Raw genomic sequence first — 25,066 nt, forward strand, 5'->3', positions numbered from 1 at the left:
CGCGGAGAACGGCTTCCGGCCCGCCCTCAGCCCTGCCGGCGCTCCGCCGCGGCCCTGATGCCCTCGAGGGTGGCGTCCATGCCCTTGCCCAGTTCGTCGAAGCGGTAGGCGATGATCGCCTCCTCGTGCGCGGGCGTGCGCTCGATGTAGGCACTGAGTCCGCTGCGGCCGGGACCGATCGTGACCGACTGACGCAGCACGGTGCCGTCGCCGTCGGGGGCGAGCGTGAAGGACCAGGTCGCCATCCGGTGTTCCGGCGCCTCGGCCGACTCGCCGTAACGGCCGTCGACGTCCAGGACGCACCAGGTGAGGGTCCGGCCGGGTTCGAACTCGGTGAAGTGGGCGATGGTGCGCCAACGGCCGTTCACGGGGTGCTCGTTGTGCCCGATGTAGCGCGCACCCGCCGCCGGCGATGTGGCGCCGTCCTGCCACTCCACCTCCAGCAGCTCGGGACTCCATCCGGCCATGGCCTCGACATCGTCCACGATCTCCCAGACGCGCGCGGGCCCGGCCGAGATCCGGATCTCACGGTGCGTGCTGGGCCCGTCGGCGTATCTCATGGCAACTCCCCCTGATGAAACGGTCGTTCGCCGTTTCCGTGAGGAGGATTCCACGAGCTCCCTCCGGGGTGCGGCCCGGGGTCCGAGCGGTCCGGCGTCGGGACGGCCGTTTCCCCGTGGGCGTGGAGCGCGGCTCCACGCCCACGGCGTCCAGGCCGGTCACACGTCGCCTCGTGACCTTCGCCGGTCCTCGCCGCAGCGGCCGCGACCCGGCCGGCGCGCAGCTGACCTTCTCCCCGCCCGGCACCGGTACGGATCGCGTACCGGCGCCGGGTGCGAGGAGTGATCACCGGCTGCTGCCGGGCGGATCCAGGGCTACTGCGGACGGCCCGGCAGCACCGTTCCGGGTTCTGCGGCGGCGACGCCCGTTCCCTCCGTCTTCGGGTTGCGCCGCTGCCGTCTGGCCACCCAGGTGGCGAACCAGGAGAGCAGCATGCACATCCCGATGTAGATGGGCGAGATCACCATGACCACGGGGATGAACGGCAGATCGTAGTCGAGGTTCGACGCGATCAGCTTGCCGGCGTGGAGGAACTCCTCGTAGGTGATCAGATAGCCGAGCGAGGTGTCCTTGAGCGCCACCACCAGCTGGCTGATGATGGTGGGCAGCATCGCCCGGACGGCCTGCGGGGCCAGGACGTGGGTGGTGACCTGCGTCTTGCGCATGCCCAGTGCGTACGCCGCCTCCCGCTGCCCCCGCTCCACGGAGTTGATCCCGGTCCGGAAGACCTCGGCGAGCACGGACCCGTTGTAGAGGGTCAGTCCGGCCACCAGCGCCGGCAGCGGCTGGACCTTGAGGGCGACGAAGATGAAGAAGATCATCACCAGCACCGGCATGGCGCGGAAGAACTCGACCAGCAGCGTCGAGATCCAGCGCACCGGTCTGTGGGCGGAGAGCCGCCCGACGGCGAGCACCGCCCCGAGTGCGAGGGAGAGGACCGCCGCGTACGCAAAGGCCTTCAGGGTGTTGCCGAGTCCGCGCAGCAGCAGCTCCTGGATGCCCTTGTAGGTGAAGGGCGTCCACTTCTCGCTGGTGAACTGGTCGGTGTCGAAGAGGAGATAGAGGACGCAGCCGAACAGCGCGAGGATCACGGCCGTCGAGACGATGCCGTAGAGGAAGTGCCGCTTGCGGGTGGCGGGCCCGGGGATGTCGTAGAGCGCGGAGGCGGAGGCGGTGGAGTGGGTCATCGGGCGACTCCCCAGCGCTTCTCCAACACGTTGAAGATCGCACTGATGGCGAGGGTGATGATCAGGTATCCGACGGCGATCCAGATGAAGGACCAGATGATGCTGTAGCCGAGTTCGTTGAGGGTCTTGTAGGTGCCCAGCAGCTCGGTGACGCTGAACGCCCCGGCGATCGCGGAGTTCTTGGCGAGGGCGATGAGCGTCGAGCCCACCGGCGGGATCACGGAGCGGAAGGCCTGGGGCAGGACCACGTTGCCCAGGGTCTGCCCGAAGGACATCCCGAGGCTCCGGGCGGCCTCGCCCTGCCCCGTGGGCACGGTGTTGATGCCGGAGCGCAGGGCCTCGCAGATGAAGGCCGAGGTGTAGCAGCCGAGAGCGAGGACCGCGAAGACCTGGAAGGGCAGGACCAGGCCGAAGCGCGGCAGACCGAGCAGCACGGCGAAGAACAGCAGTGTCAGCGGGGTGTTGCGGAGCACAGCGACCCAGACGGTGCCGATCACCCGGAGGGAGCCGACGGGTGCGACCCGGAACGAGGCCATGACGAAGCCGAGCACCAGCGCCAGGATCGAGGCGTAGACGGTGAGTTCGACGGTGCCGAGGAAGCCCTTGCCGTAGAGCGACCAGTTCTCTGTCAGTACATCCATGGTGGTGGCCGGCCCCTCAGTTCGACGGGTAGCGGTCGATGGGCGGCGGTTTCGGGGCGGGTACCCCGGACAGGCCCAGAGTCGCCTCGAACGCCTTCTTCCAGTTGCCGTTCTTCTCGTTGGCCTCCAAGGCGTCATTGAGAGCGGCGCGCAGCGCGTTGTCACCACGCGGGACGCCGATGCCGTACGGCTCCTCGGAGAAGGGCTTGCCGACCACCTTCATCTCGTCCGGTGCCTTGGCGGCGAAGCCCAGCAGGATGGCGTCGTCGGTGGTGACGGCGTCGACCTGGAAGGTCAGCAGGTTGTCGACGCAGATCGAGTACGTGTCGTAGGCGACGAGTTTCGCCTCGGGGTAGTCGGCGGCGATGCGCTGGTACGGCGTGGACCCGGCTGCCGAGCAGACCGTCTTGCCGGCCAGGTCCTGCGGCCCGTGGATGTCGTTCTCGTCGGTGCGCACCAGCAGCCCCTGGCCGGCCATGTAGTAGGGCCCGGCGAAGCCGACGAGCTTCTTGCGCATGTCGTTGATCGTGTAGGTGCCGACGTAGTAGTCGATCTGCCCGTTCTGGAGTGCCGTCTCCCGGTTGGCGGAGGCGATGGTCCGGAAGCGGATCGTGTCCGGATCGAAGCCGAGGGAGGCCGCCATCATGCGGGCGATCTCGATGTCGAAGCCGGAGTAGATCCCGGTGGCCGGGTCCTTCTCGCCGAGGTAGGGCTGGTCCTCCTTGGCGCCGACGACGAGATGGCCACGCCTCTTCGCCTTCTTCCAGGTCTTGGATTCCGGCAGCCGGAAGGTGGTGTCGACCTTGTACTGGGGCAAGGCCTCCGCCTTCGGCCCCTTGACCGGAGGGCTGCCCTCCCTGCCGCAGCCGGCGGAGAGCGCGGCGATCAGGAGGCAGACCAGTACGGCCGCGATGTTCCTCGTACGCAACACGGTGCCCCCTGTCAGTGCTTGAGGATCTTGGACAGGAAGTCCTTGGCGCGGTCGCTCTCCGGGGAGGTGAAGAAGTCCTCCGGCGTGCGGTCCTCGATGATGCATCCGTCGGACATGAAGACGACGCGGTTGGCCGCGGACCGGGCGAAGCCCATCTCGTGCGTGACGACCACCATGGTCATGCCCTCGCGGGCGAGCTGCTGCATGACTTCGAGGACCTCGTTGATCATCTCCGGGTCCAGGGCGGAGGTGGGCTCGTCGAAGAGGAGCGCCTTGGGGTCCATGGCGAGGGCGCGGGCGATGGCGACGCGCTGCTGCTGGCCGCCGGAGAGCTGTGCGGGAAGCTTGTCCGCCTGCGAGGCCAGCCCGACCCGCTCCAGAAGTTCCCGGGAGCGCTGGTCGGCCTCGTCCTTCCTGCGCTTGCGGACCTTGAGCTGGGCGAGCGAGACGTTCGCCAGGACGGTCTTGTGGGCGAACAGGTTGAACGACTGGAAGACCATGCCCACTTCGGCCCGCAGCTCCGCGAGGCCCTTCCCCTCCTCGGGGAGCGGTTTGCCGTCGATGGCGATATGACCGGACTCGATCGTCTCGAGCCGGTTGATCGTCCGGCAGAGCGTCGATTTTCCCGATCCGGAGGGGCCGATGACCACCACCACCTCCCCGCGGCCGACGGTGAGATTGATGTTCTGCAGTACGTGCAACTTCCCGAAGTACTTGTTGACGTCCCGCAGCTCGATCAACGGATCGACGGCCATACGCTGCCCTACCCACTTATCGCTTGTGTCGAGGTCAGCGCAAACTATCCGGGGTGAACACGCGCTTCGGGGCCGACACGCACCGGCGGCGCATAAGGCTGTTTATCGCGTTTTGGCCTCCGGGCCGCTCTCCGCCGACTCCGCGTACATCTCGGAGAGCTCGGGGCTTCCCGACATCGCCCAGTCCAGACCGGCGGCGACCACGTCGATCTCCCGCCCGGAACCCAGGCGCACCACGGGCTTTCCGCCGGCCAGGATGTCCCAGGCGGCCCCGGGGACGGTACGCACCAGCACGGTGCCGAGGTAGAGGCCCGCGTCGTTACCCACCCAGGGCAGCTCCTCCGGGTCGTCCCGCCAGATCGGCGTCAGCTGGTCGAGCGCGGACAACGAGGCGGGGCTGTCGTCGAGTTCGAGGCCGCACTGCCCTGCCCGGGCGCGCAGCAACTCGCATTCCGCGAACAGCTCGGCCACGCCGTCCGGGTCGGTCTCGACGGCGGCCGCGAGAGCCATCGCCCGTGTACCGCCTTGTCGCTTCCGCCAGTTGTCCAGGAAAGGGATGTTCATACCACCAGGATCCCACCCCGGACGGCTTCCGCACCGCAGGGCGCGCGACTGTTCCGGTTCCGGGACCCGCCCCGTACACCCGCCGGCCACCTCTTTAGGGTACGAGGATGACGTCGCAGAACTATCTTTCCGAACTCTTCTCGCTGGAGGGCCGGGTCGCCGTGGTGACCGGCGGCAGCTCCGGCATCGGCCGGGCCATCACAGGCGCCCTCGCGCACGCCGGCGCGAGCGTCGTGGTCGTGGCACGCGGAGAGGCGGAACTGGTGCGGACCGTCGGTGAACTCGAAGCCGACGGCTGCCGGGCGGCCTGGGTGAGCGCCGACCTCGGGACCACCGAAGGCGTGCGTACGGCCTGCGAGGGAGCGGCCGCCGCGTTCGGCGAGCCCGACATCCTCGTCAACTGCGCGGGCATCAACCTGCGGCCGCCGATGAGCGAGCTCGACGAGGAGGTCTGGGACACCACGATGACGGTGAACCTCAAGGCCCCCTACCTGCTGGGCCGCCGGTTCGGACCGGGCATGGCGGAGCGTGGCTTCGGCCGGATCATCCACATCACCTCCCAGCAGGCGCACCGGGCGTTCGTGCAGAGCGGGGCGTACGGGGTCTCCAAGGGCGCGCTGGAGTCACTGGCCCGCTCGCAGGCGGAGGCATGGTCGCCGTACGGGGTCACCTGCAACACGCTGGTGCCCGGATTCGTGATGACGCCGCTCAACGAGCGGCTGTCGTCCGATCCGGAGCGGGTGGCGGCGCTGGCCGCCCGCACGATGGTGGGACGCAACGGGCTGGCCCAGGACTTCGCGGGCGCCGCGGTGTTCCTCGCGAGTGCCGCCTCGTCGTACGTCACCGGGCAGTCGCTGTTCGTCGACGGCGGCTTCTCCGTGCACTGAGGCGATCCGTCGACGCGGGATGCCGCCCCGGCAAGGGCGGCATCCGCAGTGCGTCGGCGTCCTCAGCTCCGGGTGCCGGGGGCCGGCTCCCCGGCTTCGGCGGCGACCGCCGCGGCGACGTCGGACGACGCCACGTCCTTGTCGACGCCCAGCCCCGTGAGCACTCCGGCGCCTCCCTCGAACTCCAGCACGGCCAGCAGGATGTGCCCGGTCCCGACGAAGTCGTGGCCGAGGCGCAGGGCCTCCCGGAAGGTGAGTTCGAGGACCTTGCGGGCTCCCGCGTCGTAGGGGATCAGCTCGGGCACCTCGCCGGCCGCGGCGGGCAGGGCGAGTGCCGCCGCCTCCCGGACCGCTTCCAGCGCGACCCCCTGTCCGACGATCGCCTGGACGCCGAGTGAGTCCGGCTCGGCCAGGAGGCCCAGGATCAGGTGCCCCACCCCCACCTCGTCGTTGCTGGCGGCGTGTGCCTCGTTGCCGGCGCCCACGACGACGTTCCTGGCCTGCTGGTCGAACTGGCCGAAGCCCTGGCTCGGGTCCAGGTCCGAGGCCTCGCCGGGCTTCTTGGGCACGAACCTCTTCTGGGCGGCCTGCCGGGTGACGCCCATGCTCCGGCCGATGTCCGTCCACGACGCACCGGAGCGACGCGCCTGGTCCACGAAGTGACCGATGAGGTGGTCGGCGATCTCACCCAGGTGATCCGCGGCGACCACCGCTCCGGAGAGCTGTTCCAGGGTGTCGCTGTGGGTCTTCTTGATCGCGTCGATCAGGTCGTCGAGGCGGACGGGCGGATGGGGGCGCAGCGGCTTCGTCATGGGGCAACCCTAGGTTGACACCCCTCACGCGTCAACCCAAGGTTGACACCTGGCCGGCCGTCAGACGTCGAGGTCGACCACCACCGGGGCATGGTCTGAGGCTCCCTTGCCCTTGCGCTCCTCGCGGTCGACGTAGCTGTCCTTGACCGCCGCGGCGAAGGGGGCGTTGCCGTAGACCAGGTCGATGCGCATGCCCTTGTTCTTCGGGAAGCTGAGCTGGCGGTAGTCCCAGTAGGTGTACGGGTGGTCGTACTTGAGGGGGCGCGGCACCACGTCGGAGAGCCCTTCCTCGCGCAGCGTCGCGAGCGCCCCCCGCTCGGCGGGGGTGACGTGGGTGGCGCCGACGAACAGCGCCGGGTCCCAGACGTCGTCGTCCGTCGGCGCGATGTTGAAGTCGCCGAGGACCGCGAACGGCAGCGTCCCCGCCGCGTCCGCGGCGACGGCCTTCTGCAGGGCCTCCAGCCAGCGCAGCTTGTAGGCGTAGTGATCGTGGGCGACCTCGCGGCCGTTGGGGACGTAGACCGACCAGACGCGGGCGGGGCCGCACGTCGCCGAGACCGCCCTCGGCTCCTGCACTCCCTCGTAGTCCGGGCCGCCGGGCAGGCCCGTCACGACGTCGGCGAGGCCGACGCGGGAGAGCAGCGCCACGCCGTTCCACCGGCCCGTGGCGTTGACCGCGGACTCGTAACCCGCCTCGCGGAGCGCTTCGGCGGGGAACTGCTCCAGCGTGCACTTGGTCTCCTGGAGGCAGAGCACGTCCGTGCCGCTGCTCTCCAGCCAGGCCAGCAGCCTGGGGAGCCGGGCGGTGATCGAGTTGACGTTCCACGTGGCGATGCGCATGCGGTAAACCTAACCGCTCCCACTGACAGCCGGGTCAGAGACGGGTCGCGTCGCCCGGTGACAGCCGGCCGTGGTCCGCGCCGCCCAGTGCGCCGATCTGCGTGTCGTAGATCGGGCGGGCGAGGTCGGTGAGCAGGGCGTCGTGGATGTCGATCGCACGGCGCGGCTTCACCTCGCGTACGTAGTCGATGACCTCCGAGATCTTGCTCCAGGGGGCCATGACCGGCAGCATCAGCGTGTCCACCGGGTGGTCGGGCACCGTGAAGGCGTCGCCGGGGTGGAAGACCGAACCGTCCACGAGGAACCCGATGTTGGTGATCCTCGGGATGTCCGGGTGGATCACCGCGTGCAGTTCTCCGTGCACCTGTACGTCGAGCCCCGCCGCGGTGAACGTGTCGCCGTGACCCACCGTGTGCACGCGCCCCGGGAACGCGGCGGCGACCTGCTCGGCCACGCTGCGCAGGGTCCACACGCGCGCCGCGGGGTTGGACTCCAACGCGGCGCGCAGCCGCGCCTCGTTGAAGTGATCCGGGTGTTCGTGCGTCACCAGGATCGCGTCGGCACCGACCGCGGCGTCGTCCTCGGCGAACCCACCGGGGTCGATGACGAGCGTCTGCCCGTCCCGCTCCAGGCGGACGCAGGAGTGGATCTTCTTGGTGAGGGTGAGAGACGAAGCGTTCATGCACCCATCCTGCTACGCGGGCGGGGTGGTTTCCTCCTGGATCACGGACTGCGCGATCTCGAACGCCGCGCCTGCCGCCGGGATGCCGCAGTAGACGGCGGTCTGGAGCAGCACCTCCTTGATCTCGACCGGTGTGAGCCCGTTGCGCAGGGCCGCCCTGACGTGCTGCGCGAGCCCGCCCAGATGCCCGGACGCGACGACGGCGGTGAGGGAGACACAGCTGCGGGCCCTGCGGTCGAGGCCCTCCCTGCTCCAGATCTCGCCCCAGGCGTAGCGGGTGAGGAGGTCCTGGAAGTCGTCGGTGAAGCCGTCGGACGCGGCCGTCGCGGCGTCCACGTGCGCGTCGCCCAGCACCTCGCGCCGGACCTTCATCCCCCGCTCGTACCGGTCGCTGCGTCCCGTCGGGGAGGCGTCGGGCAGGCCGGAGGGGGCCGCGATCTCCGCGACGGGGACGACGGGGGCGAACGGGGCGGAGAAGCCGGGGGACGGCGGCACGGGGATCGACGCCAGGGTGTCCTGCCAGGCGGTCGAGAAGTGCATCAGCAGCAGGTCGGTGACGGCGGCGGGCTGCTCGACCGGGGCCAGGTGGGAGGCTCCGGGGACGAGGGCGAGCCGGGCGTCCGGGATGCCCGCGACCAAGGTCCGGGCCTCGGCGGGGCCGGTGACCTTGTCCTCCGCCCCGACCAGGACGAGGGTCGGCACTCCGATGCGGGGCAGTTCCGTACGGATGTCGAAGGCCGCCAGTGCCTCGCAGGAGGCGATGTAGCAGCCGGGGTCGGTGGTGCGGACCATCTGTACGGCCCACTCGACGATGGCCGGCTGGGCGGCGGCGAAGCCGGGGGTGAACCAGCGCTCCGGGGAGGTCCGGGCGATCGGCTCCAGGCCGTTGCTGCGCACGATCACCCCGCGCTGCCGGAATTCGTCGGCGGTGCCGAAGCGGGGGGAGGCGGCGACGAGCGCGAGGGCGGCGACCCGGTGCGGGTGGCGCAGCGCGAGGTCGGCGCCGACGGCGCCGCCGATGGAACAGCCGGCGTATCCGAAGCGCTGGACGCCGACGCTGTCCAGTGTGGCGAGGAGACGGTCGGCGAGGTCGGTGACCGCGGCGGCGGGGTACGCGGGGGCTCCGCCGTGCCCGGGGAGGTCGTAGCGGAAGATCCTCCAGTGCTGGGAGAGCTCCGGTATCTGGCGGTCCCACATGTGCCAGGTGGTGCCGAGCGAGGGCCCGATGACCAGGACGGGGGCGTCCTCCGGACCGTCGAAGCGGTACTGGAGCAGCCGCCCGGGCCCCGGGGCCGCCTGCGGGCCGGAGGCGGGCCGCGGGGTCTGCGCCGCGGGACCGGCCTGCTGCGCACCGCCGGGCCCCTGGGGCTGCTGCGGGACCTGCGGCTGGGCGTACGGCTGCGCCGGGGCGGCCTGCGGGACCTGCGGCTGGGCGTGCTGCGGGCCGAGGGCGGCCTGGGGGGCCTGCGGCTGGGTGTGCTGCGGGCCGGGGGCGGCCTGGGGGGCCTGCGGCTGGGCGTGCTGCGGGCCGGGAGGCTGCTGCGAGTGCGGCTGGGCCGGTGCCGGCTGCGGGACCTGCGGCTGGTCGTACGGCTGCGAAGGCGGGGCGTACTGCGGCCCGGAAGCCGGCTGCGGAGGCGGGGCGGCCGCCTGCGGCGGCTGCGCAGCCGTCGGCCCCGGGGCCGGCGCGTACACCTGGCCCGGCACCGGCTGGGGGGCCTGGGGCGACTGCCGGATCACTTCGCCCTGCAGGGGCTCGGGGTTGGCCGTCCGCGGGGGCCGGGCGGGCTGCGGGGTCGTCTCGCTCACTTCACTCACTCGCTCCAGGGTAATGAGCGGCCCGTCCGCTCCCCGTCAGGGGGTCGACGCGGAGACCACGTAGACGACCGGGGCCGCCGGATCGGTCATGTTGACGGTGATGTTCTGGGTGGGGCGCGGGTCCTTGTTCGTGTGGACCGTGCCGGACCAGTCGACGCCCGGTCCGAAATACCACCCGGTGATCTTGATGTCCCGTTCGCCGATGGTGACCTTGCCGGTCTCCAGCGCGGCACGGCCGGTGCCGACACCGCTCAGGAAGCGGTCGAGCCCGGCGGATGTCGTACGGAACTTCACGTACATCCGGCTGGCCTTCCAGTTGTTCGTCTCGTAGTACTGGACCCCCTGCGCATTGCCCGGGATGGGCAGCTCGAAGATCCGGCGCTGCATGCCGGACGGCCAGTCCTCGCGCAGCCCCTGGGCGGCGGCCTCGGCTTCCTTGTCCTTGCCGGAGCGTCGGCTCTGGCCCGCGGAGATCACCAGGTAGCCGGCCGGGATGCCGATGAGCAGCACGATGATGGTCAGCGTGATCAGGCGCCGTCTGATCACCCTGCGCCGGTCGTCCGGGGACGTGCCGTCGCCGTCCCCGGAGGACCCTGACGAACCGGAGGACCCGGAGGACCCCGAAGAACCCGAGGCGCCGGACGACCCGGACGGCCCCGAAGGGCCGGACGTGGGAGGCTGGCGCGGCACGATGTGGTGCTCGGCTGCGGTCATGATCGGTGATCCCTCGAAGCTGCGGTACGGAGCGGGGTGCGGATGGCCGGAAGCCGCGGCTCGCGGCCCCCGGTCACTCGGCGGGGCGGGTGCTGCGCGTGTTCCGGATGGTGCTCGCGGCCTGGTCGTAGAACTGCGCGTACCGCTCGTAGCGCTCGACCCGGCGGCGGTTGGTCCGCCGGAACCTGCGGGCGACCAGACGCGCGAGGTCCGCGGCGCCGACCATACCCGCCTCGGGGCCGAGCTGGGCCTTCGCGATGCGGGCCTCCGGGCGGTAGCCGCGGCCGGTGAGGTGGCGTTTGAAGGCGTCCCTGGCCGGGCCGATCAGCAGGTCGTCGGCCGCGCTGACGCCCCCGCCGATGACGAAGCAGGACGGGTCGAGGGCGGCGGCGAGATTGGCGATCCCCACGCCGAGCCACTGGCCGATGTCCTGGAGGAGCTCGACGCACATGGCGTCGCCCTCGCGGGCCAGTTCGGTGATGAGCGGCCCGGTGATGTCGGGGATGTTGCCCTTGACCCGCTCGATGATGCCGTGCGCCACCGGGGAGTCCGCCGCGGCCAGCTCCCTGGCCTCACGCACGAGTGCGTTGCCCGAGCTGTACTGCTCCCAGCAGCCGCGGTTGCCGCACGGGCAGCGGTGCCCGCCGGGCACCACCTGCATATGGCCGAACTCACCCGCGACGCCGTACTTGCCCCGCTTGACGTGCCCGTCCTCGAGGATCGCGCCGCCGATGCCGGTGCCCAGCGTGATCATGACCAGATGGTCCTCGCCGCGGCCGGCGCCGAAGCGCCACTCCGCCCAGGCCGCCGTGTTGGCGTCGTTGTCGACCATCACGGGGACCACCAGCCGGGAAGCGATGGCGTCGCGGAGGGGTTCGTCGCGCCACGCCAGGTGCGGGGCGAACAGCACCTTGGAGCGGTCCGCGTCGACCCAGCCCGCCGCACCGATCCCGACGGCGTGCACGTCGTGCCGGTCGGAGAGGTCCAGGACCAGCTCGACGATGGTGTCCTCGACGACCTTGGGACTCTTGGACTTGTCCGGCGTCTCGGTGCGCAGGGTCTCCAGGATGTTGCCGTCGGCGTCGACGACTCCGGCCATCACCTTCGTCCCGCCGATGTCGATGCCGACCGTGGGAACCCTGGGTGCCGTGAGGTGCGAGCGCCGCTCCTTGGTGCCGACGGTCCGCAGGACGGTGGCGCGGGCGGAGCCGCGGTGTGTGAAGTCGCGGTACGTGCTCATCGTCCCTGCGCAGGTCGGGGGGCCGGTCGGTGATCCGTCCGGCGGCGGACGGCGCCCGCCGCACACGATTCTGCCATTCCCCCGCCCCCGGAACCGGTCTCCGGCCCCGGGGCGGGGGGTGCGGAACGGGGTTTACGGGGTGTCGTCACCGACGGGCCGGCCGCCGAGGTGGTCCGGCGAGGGGGCTCGTTCGAGCTCGTGGCTGAGCTCGTCGAGCTCGCTCCCACCGGCCATCTGACGGGTCAGTTCGTCGAGTGTGACGTCGTCCTTCGTGTGGCTTCCGGACATCGCGCCACGCTTGAGCAGCACGAACCGGTCACCCACGAGGTACGCGTGGTGAGGGTTGTGCGTGATGAGGACCACGCCGAGCCCGGCGTCCCTGGCGGCCGCGACGTACTTGAGCACGACCCCCGACTGCTTGACGCCCAGCGCCGCGGTCGGCTCGTCGAGGACGAGGACCTTGGCGCCGAAGTACACGGCACGGGCGATGGCCACGCACTGGCGTTCACCGCCTGACAGGGTGCCGATGGGTTGATCGACGTCACGCAGGTCGATGCCCATGCGCAGGAGCTCCGTGCGGGTCGTCTCGCGCATCCGCCGTACGTCGAGGCGCTTGAAGGGGCCTGAGCCCTTCGTCGGCTCGGAGCCCAGGAAGAAGTTGCGCCAGACCGGCATCAGCGGAACGACGGCCAGGTCCTGGTAGACGGTGGCGATGCCCCGGTCCAGGGCGTCGCGCGGGTTGGCGAGCGTGGTCTCCTCGCCCTCGATCAGGAAGGTCCCGGCGTCGTGCCGGTGCAGCCCCGCGATGATCTTGATGAGGGTGGACTTGCCGGCGCCGTTGTCGCCGAGGACACAGGAGATCTCCCCCGCGTGCACCTCCAGCGAGACGTTCTCCAGGGCCTTGATGTTGCCGTAGTACTTGCTGACGCCGTCGAGCTCGACGAGCGCCGGGCCGGCCGTGTCCCGGGGGGCCGGAGCCTGGGTGGCCGTCATTTCGTCGCCTCCGCGCGCTTGCGTACCCATGCGTTGAGCAGGGTGGCCAGGAGCAGCATCGCTCCCAGGAAGAACTTGAACCAGTCGGGGTTCCACTCCGCGTAGACGATGCCCTTGCTGGTCATGCCGAAGATGATCGCGCCGATGGCGGATCCGATCGCGGAGCCGTAGCCGCCGGTGATCAGGCAGCCGCCGATGACGGCCGCGATGATGTAGATCAGCTCGTTGCCGACGCCCTCGCCGGACTGGACCACGTCGTACGAGAAGAGCAGGTGCTGCCCGGAGACCCATGCGGCGAAGGCGACGCCGAGGTAGAGCCCGATCCGCGTACGGATCACCGGGACGCCGACCGCGCGTGCGGCGTCGGCCTCGCCGCCGACGGCGAAGATCCAGTTGCCGAAGCGGGTGCGGATCAGGATCCAGGTGGCGATCGCGACGAGCGCCGCCCACCACAGGATGGTGACCTTCAGCTCGACGTCGCCGATGGTGAGGTGGGACGCGAAGACCTTACGGGCGGAGTCGAAGCCCTCCATGTTGCCGATGGCCTTGGTCGACACGGTGCCGCTGATCAGCTTGGTGAAGCCGAGGTTCAGGCCGGTCAGCATGAGGAACGTGCCGAGCGTGATGATGAAGCTCGGGAGCTTGGTGCGGGTCAGCATGAAGCCGTTGAACGCGCCGAATCCCAGGGTGACCAGCAGCGACACGAAGACGCCGACCCAGACGTTGGCGGTCATCTGGTAGCTGAACATCGAGGAGATCAGCGCCGAGCTGGTCACCATCACACCCGCGGAGAGGTCGAACTCGCCGCCGATCATCAGGAGCGCCACGGGCGCCGCCATGATCCCGATGGTGGAGGCCGCGTACAGCACCGTGCCGAGGCTGGAGGCCTGGAGGAAGCTGTCGGCGACGATCGCGAAGAAGAGGAAGACGGCCGCGGCCCCGACGACGGAGCCGAGCTCGGGCCGGCCGAGGAGCTTGCGCAGGGGGGAGGTGCGCAGCAGGCGTTCGTCGGTGCGGGGCGCCGCCGGTTGCCCGGTCGCTGTCATCGCGTCCCCCGGTTCGTGTACTCGGCGAGCGCGTCCGCGTCCTCGGCGGTGATGACCTGCGGGCCGGTCAGGACGGGCAGGCCGCCGCCGAGCACGTTCTGGTTGTAGCGGTAGAGCCAGAGCAGGTCGACGGCCTCGTACCCCTGGAGGTAGGGCTGCTGGTCGACGGCGAAGCCGAGCGACTTGTCCTGCAGGCCGGTGGCGACGCTCGCGTTGAGGTCGAAGGTGTCGATCTCGGCCTTGCTGCCCGCGGTCTTCTTCGCCTTGACGGCCGCGGCGGCGAAGGGGGCGCCGAGGGTGACGACCGCGTCGATGCTCTTGTCGGAGTCGAGCTTGGCCTCGATGGACGCCTGGACGTCGGGCATGTTGGTGCCGTCGACGTAGAGGTTCTGCATCGTTCCGCCGAAGGTCTTCTTCGCTCCGGCGCAGCGCTGCTCGTGGCCGACGTTGCCCTGCTCGTGCAGGACGCAGAGCACCTTCTCGCGCTTCCGCGTGTTCAGCTCGTCGCCGACGGCCTCGCCCGCGATGGACTCGTCCTGGCCGATGTGGGTGAGCGCCCCGAAGGCCTTGGACTCGGCGGAGCCGGAGTTCACGGTGATCACGGGGATGCCCGCCTTGACCGCCTTGGCCACGACGGTCTTCATCGAGTCTGGCTTGGCCAGCGAGACGATCAGGCCGTCGACCTTCTTGTCGATCGCGGTCTGGACGAGCTCCGCCTGCTGCTGGCCCTCGTCGCTGTGCGAGTAGAGGAAGTTGATGTTGTCCTTGACGGCCGCCTGCTTGGCCCCCTTCTGGACGATGTCCCAGAAGGTGTCGCCATCACCCGAGTGGGTGACCATGGCGAACGTCCAGCGGGGCGTGTTCACCGCGGACCGGCCTTCGGCGGCCTGAGCGGCGCGCTCCTCCGCCCGCTTGCCGCCGGTGCTGCTGCATCCCGCGAGGGAGGCTGCCAGTACCGCTGCCAGCACGGCGCCCATCGCGCGTACCCCTGTCCGAACCCTTGCCACGACGCCGTGCCCTTCTTGTGCTGCTCGCTGTGCTGCCTGGTGAAGCCGGGGAGGGCGGACTCGCCGCCCGGCGGGCCAAGTATCCCCGAGCCCGGACCGGCGTGGACCGGCAGGGGCGCGGGCCGCGCCCTCCCGCCGTTCTAGCGACCTAGCATGACCGCGTCAACGCTTTTGTCCGAACATTCTTACCGGAGGCCGCCGGCCAGGCGGTTCAGGGCCGGACGAGCAGCTGGAACTCGAAGGCGTACCGCGAGGCCCGGTAGACGTGCGAGCCGAATTCGACCGCCCGCCCGCCGTCGTCGAACGTGGTGCGTTCCATGGTCAGCAGCGGGGCGCCCGCGGGCTCGGCGAGCAGCTCACCCTCCTCGGCGGTGGCGGCGCGGGCGCCCACGGTCTGCCGGGCGCTGTGCAGGGTGATTCCCCTGGCACGCATCATCCGGTACAGACCGGTCGACTCCAGCCGCTCGGTGGAGAGGTCGAGCAGCTGCGGCGGCAGGTGGTTGCGCAGGAGCGCCACGGGCTCGTCGTGCGCGTAGCGCACCCGCTCGACGAGATGGACGTGCGCGCCCTCCTCGACACCGAGCGCGGCGGCGACCTCGGGTGCCGCCGGCTCGACCGTGTTGCGCAGGACGCGGGTCGCCGGCTTCCGGCCGGCCGTGTCCAGGTCGTCGTAGAGGCTGCTCAGTTCGAGCGGACGCTTGATGCGGCTGTGCACGACCTGGGTGCCGACACCGCGCCGTCGCACCATCAGCCCCTTGTCGACGAGGGACTGGATGGCCTGGCGGACGGTGGGCCGGGAGAGTCCGAGCCGTGCGGCGAGCTCCAGTTCGTTGCCGAGAAGGCTGCCCGGTGCGAGCCGCCCCTGCTCGATGGCCGCCTCCAGCTGCTGGGCCAGTTGGTGGTAGAGCGGGACGGGGCTGGTGCGGTCCACGCCCAGCCCGAGGGCGGCGGAGTCGGCGGCGGGTTTGGGCACGGCACGGAGCGTACCCCGTACGGCCGCGCCGCACCCTTCTATTTGTCAGGACATATAGTTGACAGTGCGCCTGGGGGGCGGCACGTTGGGTCCATGCGCATCGGACTCATCGGCACGGGCCGCATCGGTTCCTTCCACGCGGGCGTCCTGGCACGCCATCCCGCGGTCGCCTCCCTGGTGGTGACGGATCCCGACGCCGCCCGCGCCTCGGTGGTCGCGGCACGGACGGGGGCCACGGCCCTCGCGTCCGCGGAGCAGGTCCTCGGTGCGGGAGTGGACGCCGTCGTGATCACCTCGGCCACCTCGGCGCACGCGGATCTCATCGGCCGGGCGGCCCGGGCGGGTCTGCCCGCCTTCTGCGAGAAGCCGATCGCGCTCGACCTGGCGGGAACCCTGGCAGCGCTGCGCGAGGTCGACCGGGCCGGCAGTGTGCTCCAGCTGGGCTTCATGCGCAGGTTCGACGCGGGCTACGCCGCGGCGCGCGCCGCCGTGCGCGGCGGGTCCCTGGGCCGGCTCCACACCGTGAGGGCGGCGACCTCCGACCCCGCTCCCCCGCCCGCCGCGTATCTGCCGCTCTCCGGCGGGCTGTTCAGGGACTGCCTGGTGCACGACTTCGACATCCTGCGCTGGGTGACGGGCCGCGAGGTGACCGAGGTGTACGCGACCGGGTCCGACGCGGGCCCCGCGATGTTCCGGGATGCGGGCGACGTGGACACGGCGGCGGCGCTGCTGACCCTGGACGACGGCACGCTCGCCACGGCGACGGCCACCCGGTGCAACGGGGCAGGTTACGACGTACGCATGGAACTGGCGGGTGAGCGAGACCAGATCGCGGTCGGCCTCGACGACCGTACGCCGCTCACGTCCGCCGAGCCGCAGGGGCCGCCCGCCCCCGCCAAACCGTGGCCGGGCTTCCTGGAGCGCTTCGCCCCGGCGTACGAGGCGGAGCTGGACGCGTTCCTCGCCGTCGTACGCGGAGAGCTTCCGAACCCGTGCGACGGCCGGGAGGCGCTGCACGCGCTGCGCGTCGCGGAGGCGTGCGAGCTGTCGCGCCGGGAGCGCCGTCCCGTACGGATGGCGGAGATCGCCGAGGAGTGAGGCCGCCGCCCCGCTACCAGGCCACCGGCAGGCTCAACGGGCCCCGGATCAGCATGCCCGTACGCCAGGACAGACCGGCCGGGTCCGCGTCGAGCCGCAGTTCCGGGCAGCGTTCGAGGAGCGACCGGATGGCGATGCGGGCCTCGATGCGGGCCAGTGGCGCACCCAGGCAGTAGTGGATGCCGTGGCCGAAGGCGACGTGCCCGCGGGCGTCCCGCGTGATGTCGAAGCGGTCGGCGTCCGGGTAGCGGGCGGGGTCGCGGTCGCAGTCGGCCAGCGCGACCAGGACGAGCTCGCCACCGCCAGGGATCACCGTGCCCGAGACGTCGAGCGGTTCGGTGGTGAAGCGGTAGGTGGGGGTCTCGACGGGCCCCTCGTAGCGGAGCGTCTCCTCGACCGCGTTGTCGATCAGCCCGAAATCCGCGCGCAGCGCCGTGAGTTGGCCGGGATGCGTCAGCAGACTCAGGACGCCGTTGGAGATGAGGTTGACCGTCGTCTCGTGTCCGGCGACGAGCAGCAGCCAGGCCATGCCCATGTTCGTCGGCGGAGAGCTGGTCGCCGTCGTCGTCCGACGTGTGGACGAGCGCGCTCATCAGGTCGTCCCCGGGGGCCGCGCGCTTCTCCTCGACCAGCCCGGTGAGGTAGGCGGTCATGGCGGCTCTGGCCCGGCCGCGCGCCTCGGCGTCGAGCGACGAGACGGCGGTGTCGGACCATGCGCGGAAGGCCTGCCGGTCCAGGGACGGCACACCCAGAAGCTCGCAGATGACGGCCATCGGCAGGGGGACCGACAGCGACGTGACCAGGTCGGCGGACCGTCCGGGGCCGCCGGTCATGGAGTCGAGGAACCCGTCCGTCATCTCCTGGACGCGCGGGGCGAGCCGTTCCATACGGCGCGGGGTGAACTCCCGGGCCACGAGCCTGCGCAGCCGGGTGTGGACCGGGGCGTCACTGCCCAGCATGGACGTGCCCACGGACACCTTGCGGACACCCAGCGAGGGTGATGCCCTGCCCCAGTCCTTGGAGAGCCGCCGGTCGGCGAGGAGGGCTCTCCCCGCGTCGTACCCGACGACCAGCCAGGCCTCGGCGCCCTCCGGGATGCGGACCCGGTGCACCGGACCGAGGGCACGTAAGCGCGCGTAGACGGGATACGGGTCGCGGAGGAAGTCGTCGCCGAGGGCGCCGAGGTCGAGCAGGGCCTGGGTGGTCAACGCGTTTCCCTTCAGGCAGGGCGGGCGGAGAGAACGGTCCCCTGCGCGACCGCGCACAGGGTCTCCGCCCCCTCGTCGTCCACGGTGTACAGGTCGCAGCGCACGACGGCCTGCCGGCGGCCGGTGTGCACCACCTCGGCGCGGGCGCTCAGGGTGCGGCCGCTCGCCGGCCGGACGTACTGGATCGAGAATCCGCCGGTCAGGACCGCCGCTCCGAGCGTCGTCCCGGCGGCGAAGGTCAGAGCGTTGTCGGCCGCGTAGGAGAGCACCCCGCCGTGCAGGAACCCGTTCTGCTGGGTGAGTTCCTCGCGTACGTCGACCTCGAGGACGGCCGCGCCGTCCCCGAACGCCGTGATCCGCGCGCCGACGAGTCCGCTGAACGGCTGGCTGTCGAGGACCTGCTGTGCCGTGTCCACGGAGAGTTCGGTCATGGGCGCCATTTCACCTCACCAGCGCACCGGAAGACGCCGGGACCCCCGGAGCAGCAGCCCCGGCAGCCACTCGGGCTCCCCGGCGTCCGGGTCCCGGACGAGCCCGGGGCAGCGCTCCAGCAGGGCGCGGATCGCGATGCGGCCCTCCATCCGGGCCAGTGGTGCGCCCAGGCAGAAGTGGATGCCGTGCCCGAAGGCCAGGTGCCCCTGCGCCTCGCGCCGGATGTCGAAGGTGTCCGGGTCCGGATAGCGGCCGGGGTCGCGGTCCCCGGAGCCCAGGGCGACCAGCACGGCCTCGCCCTGCGGTACGACGACCGGGCCGATCGCGACGGGTTCGCGGGTGAAGCGGAAGGTGGCCGTCTCCACGGGCCCGTCGTAGCGCAGCATCTCCTCGACGGCGCCGTCGATCAGCTCCGGCCGGGCGCGGAGCAGGGCCAGCTGGTCAGGGTGGTCGAGCAGTGCGCGTACGCCGTTGGCGATCAGGTTCACGGTCGTCTCGTGTCCGGCGACCAGGAGCAGGAAGGCCATGCCGATGAGCTCGTCCGGCGACAGCCGGTCGCCCTCGTCGTCACGTGCCTGGATCAGGGCGCTCATCAGGTCGTCGCCCGGAGCACACCGCTTGTCCTCGATCAGCTCCTCCAGGTAGGCGCCCATGGCGGAGACCGCCTCGCTCTCCTTCTCCGGCGAGACGGGAGTGACGATGGCGTTGGACAGCAGGCGGAAGGCGTCCCGGTCGATGTCGGGTACGCCGAGGAGCTCGCAGATCACGGTCATCGGCAGCGGGAAGGCGAACGCGTCGATGAGGTCGGCGCTCCCGGCGGGCACCATCGCGTCGAGGAGGTCCCCGGTGATCTGCCCGACGCGCGGACGCAGCGCCTCGATCCGCCGCGCCGTGAACTCGCGTGCGACGAGTTTGCGCAGCCTGGTGTGGTGCGGGGCGTCCATCTCCAGCATGTTGGCGTTGATCGGGTTGCTCGACGCGGAGAAGCGCTCCGTCGTACGCCAGTCCTTGCTGAACCGCTGGTCGGCGAGGGCCGCACGGGCCTCCTCGTAACCGACGATCATCCAGACGCTCTCGAAGTCGTCGGTACGGACCTGGTGCACCGGCCCCTCGGCGCGCATCTTCGCGTAGTACGGATACGGATTCGCGCTGAAGTCCGCCACCCCGCGCAGATCGACCACTGTCATCGTCCCGTCCCCTCCTCCGGTCTGACCGGTTCAGCCTAGGCGGCCGTCCGGCGCCCCGTCCTCGTCCTCGTGGAGGAGACCCGCGTCGTGCACCAACAGCGCGATCTGGACACGGTTGTTGAGTTCGAGCCTGGCCAGGATCCGGGAGACGTGCGCCTTGACCGTCGCGACGCTCAGGTGGAGGGTGGCGGCGATCTCGGCGTTGGAGCTGCCCCGGCCGACGGCCGAGGCCACGTCCTGCTCGCGCTCCCCGAGCTCGGCGAACCGCTGCCTGGCGCGAGTCCTGCGGTCCTGGCGCTCGTCCGCCGGGTCTCCCGCCGCACGGGCCATGAGCCGGCGGGTGACGGCGGGCGAGAGGACGGGCTCACCGGCCGCGACGCGCAGGACCGCCTCGACGATCTGCGCCGGCGGGGTGTCCTTCAGGACGAAACCCGCCGCTCCCGCGCGGATGGCGCGCAGCACCTGCTCATCGGCGTGGAACGTGGTCAGGACGATGACCTCGGGCGCGCCGGGCCGGCGGCGGAGCTCCTCGGTCGCGGCCAGCCCGTCCATGCCCGGCATGCGGATGTCCATGAGCAGGACGTCGGGGCGGGTCCGGGCGACGAGTGCGGCGGCCTCGGTGCCGTCGGCGCCCTCCCCCACGAGGTCGATGCCCTTGGCACCGCCGAGCATCAGGGCGAGTCCGGCACGCACGAGCGGGTCGTCGTCGATGACGGCCAGCCGGACCGGTGGCGCTTCCGGAGACGTAGGAGTGCTCATGCCGGCCACGGTAGCCGGGCCTTGACCGCGAATCCGCCGCCGGGACGCGGTCCGTGGTCCAGACTGCCGCCGGCCAGGCCGGCCCGTTCGGTGAGGCCGATGAGGCCCTGACCGGATCCGGGGACCGGTTCGAAGGGCTCGGTGGGGGCGGGATTGCGGACCTCGATGGTCAGCCCGTCGCCCGGCCCGCCCGCCACGGTGACGTCGACGGGGGCTCCGGGCGCGTGCTTACGGGCGTTGGTCAGCGCTTCCTGGGCGATGCGGTAGACCGTGCGTCCGGTGGCCGCGGGCGCCCGGGCCGGGTCGGAGACGCTGTTGGCCAGCGTGACGTCCATGCCAGCCGAGCGGGACTCGTCGATCAGGGCGTCCAGGGTGACGAGCGTGGGCTGGGGCCTGTTGCCGTCGTCGCTGTCGCCGGGACCGCGCAGCACGCCGATGATCTCGCGGAGGTCCTGGAGCGCCTCGTGGGCACTGTCGCGGATGACTCCGGCGGCTCTCGCGACCTCGGCCGGGGGCGCGTCGGGCCGGAATTCGAGGGCGCCGGCGTGCACGCTGAGCAGCGTCAGCCGGTGGGCGAGGACGTCGTGCATCTCGCGGGCGATGGCCTCCCGCGCCAGCCGCTGCGCCTGCTCGGCCCGGAGCGCGGCCTCGGCCTCCGCCCGGTGCGCGCGTTCGCGCAGGGTGACGAGCAGCTGCCGCCGTGACCGTACGACCATGCCCCAGCTGAGCACGAGGAGCACGAGCAGCACCCCGATGGCGGTGGAGGCGAAGAGCGACGCCTCGGGGTCCGGGCGCAGCATCGGCTGCACGGGGGCGACGACGAGGGCACCCGCGCCGAGGAGGGCGGCCTGCTTGAACGGACGGTGCACGGCAAGGCTGAACAGCCCGATCAGCATGGCCCCGGCCGCGACGGGCTCCACCAGGCTGGTCACGGTGAGGCCCACGGCGACTCCCACGGGCCACCTGCGCCGGACCCAGAGCACGCAGCACGACGCCGCCCCGATGAGCGAGTCGGCGAGAACGACACCGTCCGGGGTCGTCGGGTCGGCCTCGATCGCCGCGAGGGCGATCATCCCGAAGCCCGCGGCGCAGAGGAAGGCCGTGAGGTCGACGGCCCAGTCCCGCACGGTCCGCCGCGAGCTGCCCCGGTCGCCGAACAGTTCGTCGTCGGCCAGGGCGGAGGGCAGCAGCCAGCGGTATTCCGTACGTGTCATGTCGACAGAATTACGCACGGGGAGGGCCCGGAGGCGTCTGTCCGTGCCAGGGAGATACCGAAGTCGCACGATCCGAGACTTCCGTCGGTGGGCCGCATACCGGTGGCCGACGCGGGCCCGGGGCGGCCCGCGTGAGGCTCGGACCATGAAGAAATTCGTGGAGTCGGTGGGGTTCATCGTGTTCGCGCAGGGCGCCGCCGGACTGCTGTACGAGTGGACCGGCTGGTTCCGGCTGTGGGCCCTGGTGGCGAAGCTCGACTTCCTCGACGAGTACGGGCTCTTCGTCAACATCGTGCTGCTCGTGACCGGCGGAGCCGTGATGGTCGCGGCGGACTCGATCAGGACGTGACGTCCGCGCGGCGGCGCCCCCACGCGGTGCCCGTCAGCACGAGCACCGCGCCGAGCGCCCCCGGCGCGCCGAGGCGCTCCCCGCCGATCGCGATGCCCGCGGCGGCGGCCCAGAGCGGCTCCGTACCGAGGAGCAGGCTGACGCGGGACGGAGAGGTGCGGCGTACCGACCACATCTGCACGAAGAACGCGAACAGCGTGCAGAACACGGACAGGAAGAGGAGCCCCGCCCACTCGGCGGCGCCGAAGTCCGCCGCCACCGTCCAGGGCGCCGGCCCGGTCCCGGGCACGGCGGCCAGGACGGCGAAGACGGCGACCGCGCTGCCGAGTTGCACCGTGGTCAGGGAGAGCGAGTCGGCGTCCTGGACCGCCTTGATGCGCGCCATCGCGAGGACGTGGACCGTACGGGCGACGGCCGCGAGCAGCATCAGGAGGTCACCTGCCGAGGGGCTGGTGAAGCCGGCGCCCTGGGTCAGCAGCACCACGCCCGTGACGGAGAGCCCCGCCGCCGCCAGGAAGGCGGCCGGCGGCCTGACCCGGGTGACGGCAGCCTCGGCGAGCGGGGTGAAGACCATGGTCAGGCTGATGATGAGCCCCGCGTTGGTCGCCGACGTGTGCACGACCCCGTACGTCTCCAGCAGGAAGATCCCGCTGAGCACCAGCCCCAGCAGGCCGGCGCCTCGCCACTGCGCGCCGCTCAGCGCCCGCAGCCCGCGCCATCCGGCGACGGCCAGGGCGGGCAGCACGATCGCGAAGCGGAGCACCAGGACGGCGATCACGGTGTGCGTCGTGGTGATGCCCTTGGCCGCGAGGTAGCTGGCACCCCAGACGGCGGCGACGAGCAGGAGCGGCAGATCGGTGACCCACGCGCGGCGGGACGGGGCGAGAGCGGGCAGGACGGCAGCGGACACCTGGTTCTCCTGGTTCTCCACAGCGGGAACGATGTGGAGACCTCGCCGGCTCACACGGGGAGCGATCACCGTACCGAACGCCGCCGCACCCGTGAACCTCTGTCCGCAGGGTGACTCGGCCACCTGTTCGCAGGAGTCGTCACCGCCGGAAGCGGTCCCCCGGTCGTGCCGGCTCCTCCTAGAATGTCGGTCTTGGGACGCTCGGACACACGGAGTTGGCACATGGGTGGAGCGCGGCTGGACGGACGGGTCGAGCGGGGGAACCAGACCAGGCAACTGGTGCTGGGGCGCGCGGTCCACGTCGCCTCGACCGAGGGGCTGGAGGGCCTGTCGCTCGGCCGGCTGGCCACGGAGCTGAAGCTGAGCAAGAGCGGGGTGTTCGCCCTCTTCGGCTCCAAGGAGGAGCTGCAGCTCGCCACGGTGCGCGCCGCGGTGACCGTCTTCGTCGAGCACGTGCTGACTCCGACCAGGGCGGCCCAGCCCGGGCTGGGCCGGGTCTGGCGGATGTGCGAGAGCTGGCTCTCCTACTCGCAGCGCCGGGTGTTCAGCGGCGGTTGCTTCTTCTACGCGACCATCGCCGAGTTCGACTCACGGGAGGGCAAGGTGCACGACGCGCTGGCCTCCACGCAGACGGGCTGGGTCACCTTCGTGGAGGAGACGCTCGAGGAGGCCAGGGTGCGGGGCGAACTCGTCGCGGACACGGACGTCTCGCAGCTGGCCTTCGAGCTCATCGCGTTCATGGAACTGGCCAACGCCGAGTCCGTGCTGCACAACAACAACCCCGGTTACACCAAGGCGGCGCGGGCCATCCTGGGGCGCCTGCGCACGGTCGCCACCGACCCCTCCGCGCTGCCGGCGGCCCCCGGACCGTCGTAGCCGCGCCTCCGTCCACCGGTTCGCCCCGTCCAGGACCAGGACGCCTGTGGGCCCGTGTCACACGCCGGGCGGGTCGAAGTCTCCGAACCGGGCAGGCCCCTCCGGCCGGTAGGTGTGGATCGCGATGCCGCTCCCGGTGGTCCGGGCACCGGTCAGCTCGAAGGCCGTCGGCTTCCCGCCTTCCGCGAAGAGCCGTTTGCCGCTCCCCAGGTGGACCGGGAACACGAGCAGGTTGACCTCGTCGATCAGGCCGTGCGCCAGGAGGGACCGCGCCAGTGTGCCGCTGCCGTGGATCTGCAGCTCGCCCTCCGCCGTCCGCTCCTTGAGCCGGGCGACCTCGGCCGGCACGTCGCCGGAGACCACGGTCGTGTTCTCCCACTCCGGGTCGGTCAGGGTGGTGGAGACGACGTGCTTGGGCAGGGTGTTGAGACGTGCGGCGACCGGGTCCTGCGGGTCGGTGACCCTGGGCCAGTAGGCCGCGAAGATGTCGTACGTACGCCGTCCCAGGAGAAAGGCGCCCGACCGGTCGAAGACCTCGTTGGTGAAGGCCGCCATGCCGTCGTCCGCGAAGGGCACCAGCCAGCCGCCGTACGCGAACCCGCCGCTGGTGTCCTCCCCGGTGCCTCCGGGCGCCTGCATCACGCCGTCGAGGGACACGAACGTGGTGAGAGTCAGTTTCGCCATGGTCCCGCTCCTTCGCGTCGTGCCAGGGGTCATGGGTCCCGGCAGTCCGTCCGCTTCCACGCTTCCACCTGTTCCGACACCACTTTCGGGCGAAAGTCATCTGTCCGCCCGACGAGGCCGGTCGCGATTCCACGGTCACAGATCGACCACATCGCCGACGTGTCGCACGTACCTTCGATACATAGGGTGCATGCGCACCACACACATCACTCGCGCCGGGCTCTCCGTGCTCGTCGCTCTGGCCGCACTGACCGCACTGACCGCCTGCACCCAGGAACCGGAAGGGCCACCCGGAGCCGCGCCGTCCTCGTCCCGCTCCACCGGTCCGTCCACGGCGCCCCCCACCGCCCCGGTGGACACGGCGGCACTGGAGTCGTCCGTACGCGCGTACGTGACGGCCTACTACGAGCCGGACACCGACGCCGCCTACGCGCTCGTCTCCACGCGCTGCCGGAAGGACATGTCCGAGGCGCAGTTCGAGGCGCTCGTCGACCGGGCGACGCGGACGGCCGAGCAGCTCGGGAAGACCTACACCCTGAAGCGGCTGTCCGTGGACAGCGTCCACGGGGACGACGCGGAGGTGACCTACGGCGTGGGCGAGCCGCAGTACGACGAGCGGTCCTCCTGGGTGCGGGAGGACGGTGAGTGGCGCAACGACCTCTGCTGACGGGGGCCGCGCCGCCGCGCGCCGCGCCCGG

The 25,066-nt window shown here is 71.3% G+C and carries 27 protein-coding genes and 1 pseudogene; 5 read left to right on the top strand and 23 right to left on the bottom strand.

Features of this window, described 5'->3' with window-relative positions:
• Positions 1-26: 26 nt before the first annotated feature.
• The 6 genes from ACIP63_RS24835 to ACIP63_RS24860 all read right to left on the bottom strand — a co-directional run bounded on the left by ACIP63_RS24835 (position 27) and on the right by ACIP63_RS24860 (position 4,639).
• The gene (locus ACIP63_RS24835) at positions 27-560 is read right to left on the bottom strand and encodes an SRPBCC family protein (RefSeq protein WP_401519379.1); all 534 of its coding nucleotides are present in this window, start codon (positions 558-560) and stop codon (positions 27-29) included.
• Positions 561-875: 315 nt separating this feature from the next.
• A complete protein-coding gene (locus tag ACIP63_RS24840) occupies positions 876-1,748 on the bottom strand; it encodes an amino acid ABC transporter permease (protein WP_401519381.1) in 873 nt (290 codons plus the stop codon).
• On the bottom strand, positions 1,745-2,389 hold the full coding sequence (locus tag ACIP63_RS24845) for an amino acid ABC transporter permease (protein ID WP_362935632.1): 645 nt from the start codon (positions 2,387-2,389) through the stop codon (positions 1,745-1,747). Before ACIP63_RS24845 ends, ACIP63_RS24840 begins: the two co-directional genes overlap by 4 nt.
• A 16-nt stretch (positions 2,390-2,405) precedes the next feature.
• Positions 2,406-3,320, bottom strand: coding sequence for a glutamate ABC transporter substrate-binding protein (locus ACIP63_RS24850; RefSeq protein WP_401519385.1), 915 nt, complete (start codon positions 3,318-3,320; stop codon positions 2,406-2,408).
• Between the two features lie 11 nt (positions 3,321-3,331).
• Complete coding sequence (locus ACIP63_RS24855; RefSeq protein ID WP_104784391.1) at positions 3,332-4,075, bottom strand: amino acid ABC transporter ATP-binding protein; 744 nt, start codon at positions 4,073-4,075, stop codon at positions 3,332-3,334.
• A 102-nt stretch (positions 4,076-4,177) separates the two neighbouring features.
• Positions 4,178-4,639, bottom strand: a complete 462-nt coding sequence (locus ACIP63_RS24860) for a DUF6278 family protein (protein ID WP_393762939.1) — start codon at positions 4,637-4,639, stop codon at positions 4,178-4,180.
• A gap of 107 nt (positions 4,640-4,746) precedes the next feature.
• Between ACIP63_RS24860 and ACIP63_RS24865 the strand changes: the two genes are divergently transcribed.
• Positions 4,747-5,526, top strand: a complete 780-nt coding sequence (locus tag ACIP63_RS24865; protein WP_401519389.1) for an SDR family NAD(P)-dependent oxidoreductase — start codon at positions 4,747-4,749, stop codon at positions 5,524-5,526.
• A gap of 62 nt (positions 5,527-5,588) precedes the next feature.
• Here ACIP63_RS24865 and ACIP63_RS24870 read toward each other — a convergent pair whose 3' ends face one another.
• The 10 genes from ACIP63_RS24870 to ACIP63_RS24915 all read right to left on the bottom strand — a co-directional run bounded on the left by ACIP63_RS24870 (position 5,589) and on the right by ACIP63_RS24915 (position 15,651).
• Positions 5,589-6,338, bottom strand: coding sequence for a Clp protease N-terminal domain-containing protein (locus ACIP63_RS24870; protein ID WP_401519392.1), 750 nt, complete (start codon positions 6,336-6,338; stop codon positions 5,589-5,591).
• Positions 6,339-6,398: 60 nt separating this feature from the next.
• Positions 6,399-7,178, bottom strand: a complete 780-nt coding sequence (locus ACIP63_RS24875; protein ID WP_401519395.1) for an exodeoxyribonuclease III — start codon at positions 7,176-7,178, stop codon at positions 6,399-6,401.
• Positions 7,179-7,212: 34 nt separating this feature from the next.
• Positions 7,213-7,860 (bottom strand): MBL fold metallo-hydrolase, encoded by a 648-nt coding sequence (locus ACIP63_RS24880; RefSeq protein WP_401519398.1) that lies wholly within the window; start codon positions 7,858-7,860, stop codon positions 7,213-7,215.
• 12 nt (positions 7,861-7,872) lie between these two features.
• Positions 7,873-9,678 carry an alpha/beta fold hydrolase gene (locus ACIP63_RS24885; RefSeq protein WP_401519401.1) on the bottom strand — a complete coding sequence of 602 codons (1,806 nt, stop codon included), beginning with the start codon at positions 9,676-9,678 and terminating at the stop codon, positions 7,873-7,875.
• Between the two features lie 36 nt (positions 9,679-9,714).
• Positions 9,715-10,392 carry a hypothetical protein gene (locus ACIP63_RS24890; RefSeq protein WP_401519403.1) on the bottom strand — a complete coding sequence of 226 codons (678 nt, stop codon included), beginning with the start codon at positions 10,390-10,392 and terminating at the stop codon, positions 9,715-9,717.
• A gap of 73 nt (positions 10,393-10,465) precedes the next feature.
• A complete protein-coding gene (locus ACIP63_RS24895) occupies positions 10,466-11,632 on the bottom strand; it encodes an ROK family glucokinase (RefSeq protein WP_401519406.1) in 1,167 nt (388 codons plus the stop codon).
• Positions 11,633-11,764: 132 nt separating this feature from the next.
• A complete protein-coding gene (locus ACIP63_RS24900) occupies positions 11,765-12,625 on the bottom strand; it encodes an ATP-binding cassette domain-containing protein (RefSeq protein ID WP_401519409.1) in 861 nt (286 codons plus the stop codon).
• A complete protein-coding gene (locus tag ACIP63_RS24905; protein ID WP_401519411.1) occupies positions 12,622-13,671 on the bottom strand; it encodes an ABC transporter permease in 1,050 nt (349 codons plus the stop codon). Before ACIP63_RS24905 ends, ACIP63_RS24900 begins: the two co-directional genes overlap by 4 nt.
• Positions 13,668-14,648 (bottom strand): sugar ABC transporter substrate-binding protein, encoded by a 981-nt coding sequence (locus ACIP63_RS24910; protein ID WP_401519577.1) that lies wholly within the window; start codon positions 14,646-14,648, stop codon positions 13,668-13,670. The genes ACIP63_RS24905 and ACIP63_RS24910 overlap by 4 nt, the downstream gene beginning before the upstream one ends.
• Positions 14,649-14,889: 241 nt before the next feature.
• Complete coding sequence (locus ACIP63_RS24915) at positions 14,890-15,651, bottom strand: GntR family transcriptional regulator (RefSeq protein WP_401519414.1); 762 nt, start codon at positions 15,649-15,651, stop codon at positions 14,890-14,892.
• Between the two features lie 93 nt (positions 15,652-15,744).
• Here ACIP63_RS24915 and ACIP63_RS24920 point away from each other — a divergent pair, with 93 nt between their 5' ends.
• Positions 15,745-16,749: a Gfo/Idh/MocA family oxidoreductase gene (locus tag ACIP63_RS24920; RefSeq protein ID WP_401519417.1), complete on the top strand. Its 1,005-nt coding sequence runs from the start codon at positions 15,745-15,747 to the stop codon at positions 16,747-16,749.
• Between the two features lie 13 nt (positions 16,750-16,762).
• On the opposite strand, the pseudogene ACIP63_RS24925 reads toward ACIP63_RS24920, so the two are convergent.
• From ACIP63_RS24925 to ACIP63_RS24945, 5 genes and pseudogenes are all read right to left on the bottom strand, one after another.
• Positions 16,763-17,957: pseudogene (locus ACIP63_RS24925) on the bottom strand (cytochrome P450).
• An 11-nt stretch (positions 17,958-17,968) separates the two neighbouring features.
• A complete protein-coding gene (locus tag ACIP63_RS24930) occupies positions 17,969-18,388 on the bottom strand; it encodes a PaaI family thioesterase (protein ID WP_401519419.1) in 420 nt (139 codons plus the stop codon).
• A 15-nt stretch (positions 18,389-18,403) separates the two neighbouring features.
• Positions 18,404-19,576: a cytochrome P450 gene (locus tag ACIP63_RS24935; RefSeq protein WP_401519422.1), complete on the bottom strand. Its 1,173-nt coding sequence runs from the start codon at positions 19,574-19,576 to the stop codon at positions 18,404-18,406.
• Positions 19,577-19,606: 30 nt separating this feature from the next.
• The gene (locus tag ACIP63_RS24940) at positions 19,607-20,335 is read right to left on the bottom strand and encodes a response regulator (RefSeq protein ID WP_401519425.1); all 729 of its coding nucleotides are present in this window, start codon (positions 20,333-20,335) and stop codon (positions 19,607-19,609) included.
• A complete protein-coding gene (locus tag ACIP63_RS24945; protein WP_401519428.1) occupies positions 20,332-21,549 on the bottom strand; it encodes a sensor histidine kinase in 1,218 nt (405 codons plus the stop codon). The genes ACIP63_RS24940 and ACIP63_RS24945 overlap by 4 nt, the downstream gene beginning before the upstream one ends.
• A 145-nt stretch (positions 21,550-21,694) precedes the next feature.
• Here ACIP63_RS24945 and ACIP63_RS24950 point away from each other — a divergent pair, with 145 nt between their 5' ends.
• Positions 21,695-21,898, top strand: a complete 204-nt coding sequence (locus tag ACIP63_RS24950; RefSeq protein ID WP_401519431.1) for a hypothetical protein — start codon at positions 21,695-21,697, stop codon at positions 21,896-21,898.
• Here the strand turns inward: ACIP63_RS24950 and ACIP63_RS24955 are convergent.
• Positions 21,888-22,808 carry a DMT family transporter gene (locus ACIP63_RS24955; protein ID WP_401519580.1) on the bottom strand — a complete coding sequence of 307 codons (921 nt, stop codon included), beginning with the start codon at positions 22,806-22,808 and terminating at the stop codon, positions 21,888-21,890. The two genes, ACIP63_RS24950 and ACIP63_RS24955, sit on opposite strands and share 11 nt — an antisense overlap.
• A gap of 222 nt (positions 22,809-23,030) precedes the next feature.
• On the opposite strand from ACIP63_RS24955, the gene ACIP63_RS24960 reads away from it, so the two are divergent.
• Positions 23,031-23,684, top strand: a complete 654-nt coding sequence (locus ACIP63_RS24960) for a TetR/AcrR family transcriptional regulator (protein ID WP_401519433.1) — start codon at positions 23,031-23,033, stop codon at positions 23,682-23,684.
• A gap of 57 nt (positions 23,685-23,741) precedes the next feature.
• On the opposite strand, the gene ACIP63_RS24965 is transcribed toward ACIP63_RS24960, so the two are convergent.
• Positions 23,742-24,368 carry a dihydrofolate reductase family protein gene (locus tag ACIP63_RS24965; protein ID WP_401519436.1) on the bottom strand — a complete coding sequence of 209 codons (627 nt, stop codon included), beginning with the start codon at positions 24,366-24,368 and terminating at the stop codon, positions 23,742-23,744.
• A 190-nt stretch (positions 24,369-24,558) separates the two neighbouring features.
• Between ACIP63_RS24965 and ACIP63_RS24970 the strand changes: the two genes are divergently transcribed.
• Positions 24,559-25,035, top strand: a complete 477-nt coding sequence (locus ACIP63_RS24970) for a hypothetical protein (RefSeq protein WP_401519438.1) — start codon at positions 24,559-24,561, stop codon at positions 25,033-25,035.
• Positions 25,036-25,066 lie beyond the last annotated feature (31 nt).

The organism is Streptomyces sp. NPDC088746 (assembly GCF_044751065.1).
GTDB lineage: Bacteria > Actinomycetota > Actinomycetes > Streptomycetales > Streptomycetaceae > Streptomyces.